The sequence below is a fragment of the Bradyrhizobium acaciae genome, assembly GCF_020889785.1.
Lineage (GTDB): Bacteria > Pseudomonadota > Alphaproteobacteria > Rhizobiales > Xanthobacteraceae > Bradyrhizobium > Bradyrhizobium acaciae.
On record NZ_JACMYK010000228.1, the window covers coordinates 1 to 7,337 of the forward strand.

A 7,337-nucleotide genomic window follows, 5' to 3' on the forward strand; every position below is an offset into this window, starting at 1 on the left:
CCGGGCGATCTAGTATTCCAGAGGCAGTAGTGCTTGAGCCGAGACGCCGCGGCGTACTGGATCGCCCGGTCGAGCCGGGCGATGACAGGTGAGGACGGGGACGCAGCTTTGCAACACCGCCGGCGAACGCCGTGGCGCGTGACGCGTTTCCTCCGCTGCGCTATGGTGAGAAAGCCTTGGTCAACGATGGATTGGAGCACCGCAGAATGATTACCTGTTACGTGCGCTACGAGATCAGGTTGGGCAAGCTCGCCGATTTCGAGGCCTATGCCGCCATGTGGCTCGACCTGCTGCCGCGGTTCGGCGGCATCCATCACGGCTACTTCCTGCCGTCCGAAGGTGCGAGCGACGTCGCGTTGGCGATGTTCAGCTTTCCGAGCCTTGCTGCCTACGAGCAATATCGAAAAGATTCCGCGGCCGATCCGGACGTTCAGAAAGCAATAGCGTTCGCAAAGGAGACCGGCTGCTTCACGCGGTATGATCGGTCGTTTTTCCGACCAATGTTTCCGAAGGCGGCTTGAGTTCCAAGAACGGCTGGCACATTTGGCCGGGCAACAAGCGCGGTAACCGAATTGAGTGAAGCAAGTGCAGACGTACCGCCCGGCGCGCAGCTCCTTGGGCGCGAGTGGTTGGGCTTCGACGGCGAGATCACCTCGATCCGTTTCGAGGCGAAGCCCTTATTCACCAACCGGCATGGCACGATCCAGGGCGGCTTCCTCGCCGCGATGCTGGATTCGGCCACGGGCCTCGGCGCGCTTGCAGCGCTTGCCGCAACACAGACGGTGGTGACCAAAACCCTCGCCACGCGATTTCTCAAGCCTGCGCGCGTTGGTCCGATCACGGCCAAGGCGAAGATCATCTCGCAGACCGGGCGCGACATGATCGTCGAGGCCGACCTGATCGATGCGGAGAACGTGATGGTCGCCACCGCCACCGCCGAGTTGCGAATTCTCGACAAGCGATAGCCCTATGCGTTGGTCTCCCTTCCTGTTGTCCGCTCTGTTGTCGCTCGGGCTTTCGGCTGCGCAGGCGGCCGGACTGCGGGCTTTCGACGTTCCCGCGAGCACTGACGGCCCCGCGATCCGAGGGGTGGTCTGGCATCCCTGCGCCGAGGCTCCGCACGAGATCGATGCCCGCGGCGGCAGAACGTTCTTCGGCGTGAACGACTGCCCGATCGTAGGAAACAAGCTGCCGCTGATCGTGATCTCGCATGGCAGGCGCGGGTGGCTCGGCGGTCATCATGACACCGCCGCGGCGTTGGCGGACGCCGGCTTCATGGTTCTGACGATCAATCATCCGACCGATACCGAACGCGACACCAGCGGCACCGACAGTCTTGCCGTCACGGTCGAGCGGCCCGCCGACATCAAGCGCGCGATCGACTACGCGCTTCAAGGCTGGCCTGATGCTGCTTACATCGACGCCGGACGCATCGGTCTCTACGGTTTTTCCTGGGGCGGTTATACGGGTCTCGCGGCGATGGGCGGTGAGCCCGATCTGCGCAAGGGCCTGCCGAACTGCCAGACATCGGCCTTGCGGACCTGCAAGGAACTCGAAAGCGGAGAAAAGCCGAGCGGACCGATCGTTCACGATCCGCGGATCAAGGCTGCGATCATCGTCGATCCCTATCCTGTGTTGTTCTTTGCGGCCGAGAATCTGAAAGCCGTGACGATCCCGATCCAACTGTGGAGCTCGGACCCTGCGCAGAACAGTGACGGTCTCTCCGGGTGCTGTGCTGCCGCCATCAACGACAGGCTTCCATCCAAACCGGACTTTCACCTGGTGAAGGATGCCAAGCACTTCTCTTTCCTCGCGACATGCACGCCGGACGAGACGGCGAAGATGGCCGGCATCTGCACCGACGCCCCGGGCTTCGACCGCCTCGCCTTTCATCGGCGCTTCCACACCGAAGCCATTGCGTTCTTCAGGGCGCATCTGGGCGAAGCCGGGACGCGATGAACACCGCTACACCCTGAGCCGGTCCCGCGTCCCCTGCGGTCAATACGGCGGCTGTGATGCGACCTGGCGGAATGTCTGCAGATCGAGGAGGATCGGCCTGCTTGCGGCCGGGCGTGGGCGCTGTCCGATCAGCAATCGTTACATCGCGCCAGCAGGGTGACTTCGTTCATTCCGTAACCGTCGATCGTCTCGACGGTGCAGCCGAGGTCGCGCTCGCAATGGTGGATCCACGGCTCGGGGCTGGTGCAGTAGAGCTGCACCGGCGCGCCATCGGCGGCCGCGGTGCCGTCCGCACCGCCGGTGACGAAGTTGACGCTGAAGCCGCGCAGGCTGGCGCGGCGCAGGTCGGCCAGCATCTCGGCGACAAACCCCTCCCAGGATGCGCGGGAGCCGCCGACATTGACATTCATGATGCCGCTCGCGACCGAGTAGGTCGCGCGGCGCGGACTGGTTTTGCCGACCTTGAAACGTCGTCCCGGTGCCGAGAAGCGGCGGCGCGCGCGGCTGACCATGGCGAGCGACAGATCGATCCCCAGATAGTCGATCGCCGCGTGCGGGTGACGCCTTGCGAGATAGCCGCACAGCGCGCCGTATCCGCAGCCGATATCGTTCAGGCTGAACGGCGCGGAAAAGTCGCAGAGCTTCAGCAACTGGACGAAACGGAGGTCCTGGGTGGCCTGGCAGGACCAGTCCACCCCGCGCGGGGTGGCGCCGTATTTGGCGACCCGCGCGCTGTAGTAGGATTCGACATCGGCATACAGGTCGGAGAACCGCGCCCGGTCGCCTTCGGCGCCGGCGCCCGCGGTCTCCGCTGCGATGCTCATGCCCTGCTCATTTCCTGGTCACTTCTTGGCCTTCTTGGCCCGTCGCTGCTTGGCTGCCGCCGCAAGCTCCTTGCGCGCGACCAGGCTCGGCTTGGTCGGGATCGACAGAACCCGATACGACTGTGTCGAGTAGATCAGCGGCGTGCTGCCATCGGCTGCAAACGTCACCTGCGGATTTTCCTTCATCGCGTGAGCGGTGACGAGCACCGGCAGATACGGGCTCTGCGTGAGCGCCTGGCGGAACGCCTGGACCACCCGCTTGTAGCCGCTCACATTGGGCTGATCGGAAGGATAGTCCTTCAGCGTGCCGAGGAAGGTGTACCAGCGCTGGCGCTCGGCCCGGTCGGCCGGCTCGATCCCGATCAGCCTGAATGACTGCTCGAGGGGATGATTGGGGGAGAAGATGTCGAACTCCTTTTGCAGCTCGACCATCTCCATGATCCCGCCGGGACCAAACCGCTTGTTCAGCAGATCCAGGACATCGCGCGTCGTATCGTCTTGAATCATCCGTCCCATCAAAACCCCCTCAGTACCTTGTTTCCAGAAATGAAAATATCGTCGCGACTAGCGACGTCGCTCAAGATGCAATCGAAGCTGATCGAGTTGTGGCGTGAAGTAGACTGCCCCGGAGACATCGAGCAGATTCTGAGCGCAGCCGACAATCTCGTCAAGCTCGTCATGTGACGTGCTGCCCAAAGCGCAAATGATCAAGCCACGCAGGACCGTCGCGTGGAGTTCGGCGATGCGATCGGTCCTTCGCCGCGCGACGGTCAGCGCCTCGTCCACCGCTTGCAGCGCCGCATGATGGTCGGCGGACCGATAGAGCGCTTCGGCCAGATCCGCCAGCATGCGGGCCTCGAACTCCAGGCCGGCTCGCGCAGAGCGCGCAAAGTCGATCGCCTCCCGAAGCTGGGCGGCGGCAACCTTGAAGTCGCCTGCGGCGCCGCTGGCGAGGCCGGCGCTGGCAACAGCGGCGACCCGCAGATAGGGCGTTCCCGACTGCTCGGCCAGCTCGGCGATCCTCGCCGCATGCGGCTTTGCGAGCTCCGGCCGGCCGCGGCTCCAGCCCATCTCCACCATTGCGAAATGCGGAATGAACTGCACGACAGCCGCGAAGCGTTCCGGCTCGGCCCGCAACACCTCGGCGATCCGCTGTTCGGCCTCGTCAAATCGACCCAGGCGCACCAGTATTCTGGTGCCAAGGCAGTTGATCCAATGCTCGACGTCGAAGCCGAGGATCTGGTTCGGGTTGAGGCCGAGTGTGACGTTGTTGTGAAAGCCACCCTGCTCCGCAATAGCGGCAACCGCCACCTGCCCGGCGTCCAGCGCCTCGGAAAGACGGCCCGACAGGAAGAACGCCTGGCTCAGCATGGCATTGACCGTCGCAAATCGTCCGACGTCCCCGGTGCCGGAGGTGAGCTTCACGGCGTCCTGCACGAGATTGACGTAATCGTCGGCCGCCGCGGTCGCGGCCAGGATCCGGCCGTAGGCGCCGAGCAGGATCGGCTCGTGCACCGGGTCCGCTGCGCGTGCGTATTTGATCGCCTCTTCGGCGTAGGGCTTGACCTCGTCGGCGGACATCCCCTCACGCCAACCGAAGTTGAGGATCTGGCCGCTCGACATCGCCCGCAGCCGGTCGACATATTCGGACGAAGGCAGCTCCTGCAGCAAGGCGCGAACCTTTTTCCAGCTCTTCATCGCCTCGGCGGAGTTGGTCTTGCCGATCCAGCGCGCCGCACGCTGCAAATGCGTGACCGCCTCCAAAGGCTGACCCGCGGCTTCGTAGTGATAGGCAAGCAGCCCGGCAAACTCGTCGAGCTTGCCCCAGTCGAAGCTCTCGATGGCCTTGGCGACGGTCGCATGCAGCGTGGTCAACCGCGACCGCAACTGGGTCGCGTAGGCCACCTCCTGGATCAACGGATGGCGAAACGCCAGCAATCCCTTGTCGTAGGGCGGCAGGTCGTAGAGCAGCTCGGCCTGCCGGAGCTGCGCGATGGCGTTCAGCAGATCATCGTTCGGCAGCGCCGCGACCGGACGCAGCACCGACATCGCGACAAGCCGGCCGATCACCGCCGCGGTTTCGAGCACCTGCTTGGCGACCTCCTCGAGATGATCGATGCGGGCCGCCACGACGGCCTGCACCGTCGCGGGCAGCGGCACCGCATCGACGCCATGCTTGAGCCGGTAGTTGCCGCGCTCGCCCTCCACATTGCCGCGCTCCACGACGGAGTTGGCAAGCTCCTCGATGAAGAACGGATTGCCCTGCGCGCGTTCGATGACATTGCTGCTCAGCGAGGCCAGCGAGGGATGCTTGCCGAAATGCTCGCGGAGCAGCTCGTTCGAATCGGACCACGGCAGCGGCGGCAGTGCGATCTGACGGTAGTGCGAACGCTGCATGAAAGCGGCGGTGAACCCCGGCCTGAAATTGACCAGCAGCAAGGTCGCGGTGCCGACGATCGCATCGACCAGCGTCTCGACGAACTCCTCGCTCGCGGCGTCGATCCAGTGCAAATCCTCGATCAGAACGACCGTTGGCGTGTCACCGGACCGCGCGCGCACCAGCGTTCGAACGAGCTCGAGCAGCTGCAGCCTCAGCGCGCGCGGATCGAGCTTCGGGGCCGGATGCTCCGGATCGGCGAGCCCGAGAAACTCGAGCAGCACCAGCAGCTCCTGATCCGATGAGGACATCTGGGCGAAGCGGTCGATGACGCGACGCCTGGAGGTCTCGACCGGCTCCTTGACACGGATGCCGAAGATGTCGCGCAACAGCTCGAGCACGGGCTGAAACGGTGTTGCGCGCCCATGCGCCAGCACGCGGGCCTCGTAGACGCGTATCCCCTTGCGGCGGCAGTTTTCCGCGAACTCGAAGCAAAGCCGGCTCTTGCCGATGCCGGCGTCGCCGACCAGGCCGACAACCCGGCCGTCGCCGCCAACCGCGCGCGACAGCTCATGGTCCAGCGCCGCCAGCTGCTCGGTCCGGTTGACCATCGAGGTCAGGCGCCTGCCGCTGCGGAAGACGTCGCTCGCGGGGGCGCTGAGCAGCCCGGTCAGCCTGAACACCTCCACCGGCGTGGAGATGCCGCGAATGGTCTGCATGCCGAGCGGCAGAACCTCGACGAACTGCCGGGCGCCGAGATAGGTGTCGCGCGTGATGAGGATCGTTCCCTCATCCGCCATCTGCTCCATCCGGTTGGCGATGTGGACGTTGGCGCCGGCGGCGTCGTAAGTCTGATAGATGGTGTTTTCCACCGTCTGAACGACGACTTCTCCGGTGTGCAGCCCGACCCGGATCTGCATGCCGGGATCGGCAAGCCTCGCAACCGAATCCTGCATGGCGAGAGCGGCGAGACAGCCGCGGACCGCGTGGTCCTCGTGCGGGCGCGGCGGTGCGCCGAACAGCGCCATCACACCGTCGCCCTGGATCTTGTTGACGATGCCGTCGTAGCGATGGACGGCCTCCTTCATCAGGTCGAGCACCGGCTCCAGGCGCCGCATCCCGAGCTCGGGATCGCCGAGGCTGTCGATCAGATTGGTCGAGTTGCGGATATCCGCAAACAGCAAGGTGAGGTTCTTGCGTTCGCCGCCCTTGCTGCTGAGCGAGCGGAGCATCCGCTGCGAGGGCGCGTCGGGACGGGTGGCTGCCGCGGCGAGCGCGGTCCCGCAGCGGCCGCAGAAGCGGCTGGAGGGCCCGTTCACATGGTGACAGGAATCACATTTGAGGCCTAACGGCGCACCGCAATCTTCACAATAATCGTTGCCAGCCCGGTTCGCATGACCGCATCGCTCGCACTGCATGAACAGCCTTTCAATGAAGACTGCGAATATATCCGACGCGTCAGATTAGCCCAGCACATTCTACAATTGTATAAACTGCTTCACACACCGAGCCGGTCCCGCACCCGGCCGGTCAGCACGGCCGTGGTGACGCCGACCCGCCAGAAGGCGTGCATCGGGATCGGCTTGATGCCGGTCACGGGCATATCGATCTCGGCCTCGGGACCTCCGACCAGGCGGCGGGCCAGTTGCGCGCCCATCGCGGTCGAGAGCGCGACACCGCGGCCGTTGCAACCCAGCGATATCAGCAAATTCTCAGCCGGCGCATGGACATGCGGGTAGTGATCGGCGGTAATGGCGAGACGGCTGTTCCAGCCATGGGTCCAGCGGACGCCTTTAAGCTGCGGCCACAGCCGCTCGGCGTAGCGGATCAGATAGGAGATGTCGGACGGGCCCTTGATCCAGCGCATCGGGCCACGGCCGCCCATCAAGAGGCGGTTGTGCTGGTCGATGCGGTAATAGACCGTGATGTGGCCGCTTTCGTACAGCACCGGGCGGCCCGGCATGATCGTGCGGGCCACCTCGTCGGGCAGCGGCGCGGTCGCCGCGATCGACGAGAACACCGGCACGATGGTCCGGCGAAGCGCCGGCCACAGATCGTCGGTAAAGCCGTTGGTCGCAAGCAGCACCTGGTCGGCATGCACGATTGCCCGCGGGGTCTCGATCCGCCAACGGCCGCCGTCGCGGCGGAGCGAGAGCGCCGGCGTCTCGCCATGGACG

Annotated in this window: 7 protein-coding genes; 3 read left to right on the top strand and 4 right to left on the bottom strand. The window is 64.9% G+C overall.

Annotated elements, in window-relative coordinates:
* Window positions 1-206 precede the first annotated feature (206 nt).
* Genes H8A92_RS38805 through H8A92_RS38815 form a run of 3 tightly spaced genes read left to right on the top strand, consistent with a single transcriptional unit; the run spans window position 207 to window position 1,959 of the window.
* On the top strand, window positions 207-521 hold the full coding sequence (locus tag H8A92_RS38805; protein ID WP_229200549.1) for an NIPSNAP family protein: 315 nt from the start codon (window positions 207-209) through the stop codon (window positions 519-521).
* Window positions 522-572: 51 nt separating this feature from the next.
* On the top strand, window positions 573-965 hold the full coding sequence (locus H8A92_RS38810; RefSeq protein ID WP_229200550.1) for a PaaI family thioesterase: 393 nt from the start codon (window positions 573-575) through the stop codon (window positions 963-965).
* 4 nt (window positions 966-969) lie between these two features.
* Entirely contained in the window at window positions 970-1,959 is a 990-nt protein-coding gene (locus tag H8A92_RS38815; protein WP_229200551.1) for an alpha/beta hydrolase family protein, read from the top strand.
* Between the two features lie 128 nt (window positions 1,960-2,087).
* On the opposite strand, the gene H8A92_RS38820 is transcribed toward H8A92_RS38815, so the two are convergent.
* The 4 genes from H8A92_RS38820 to H8A92_RS38835 form a co-directional block, all read right to left on the bottom strand.
* Entirely contained in the window at window positions 2,088-2,783 is a 696-nt protein-coding gene (locus H8A92_RS38820) for a class I SAM-dependent methyltransferase (RefSeq protein WP_229200552.1), read from the bottom strand.
* Between the two features lie 18 nt (window positions 2,784-2,801).
* On the bottom strand, window positions 2,802-3,299 hold the full coding sequence (locus H8A92_RS38825; RefSeq protein WP_229187428.1) for a hypothetical protein: 498 nt from the start codon (window positions 3,297-3,299) through the stop codon (window positions 2,802-2,804).
* A gap of 48 nt (window positions 3,300-3,347) precedes the next feature.
* A complete protein-coding gene (locus tag H8A92_RS38830; RefSeq protein ID WP_229200553.1) occupies window positions 3,348-6,578 on the bottom strand; it encodes an adenylate/guanylate cyclase domain-containing protein in 3,231 nt (1,076 codons plus the stop codon).
* An 80-nt stretch (window positions 6,579-6,658) separates the two neighbouring features.
* A partial coding sequence (locus H8A92_RS38835; protein ID WP_229200554.1) for an NAD(P)/FAD-dependent oxidoreductase occupies window positions 6,659-7,337 on the bottom strand: 679 nt, incomplete at its 5' end.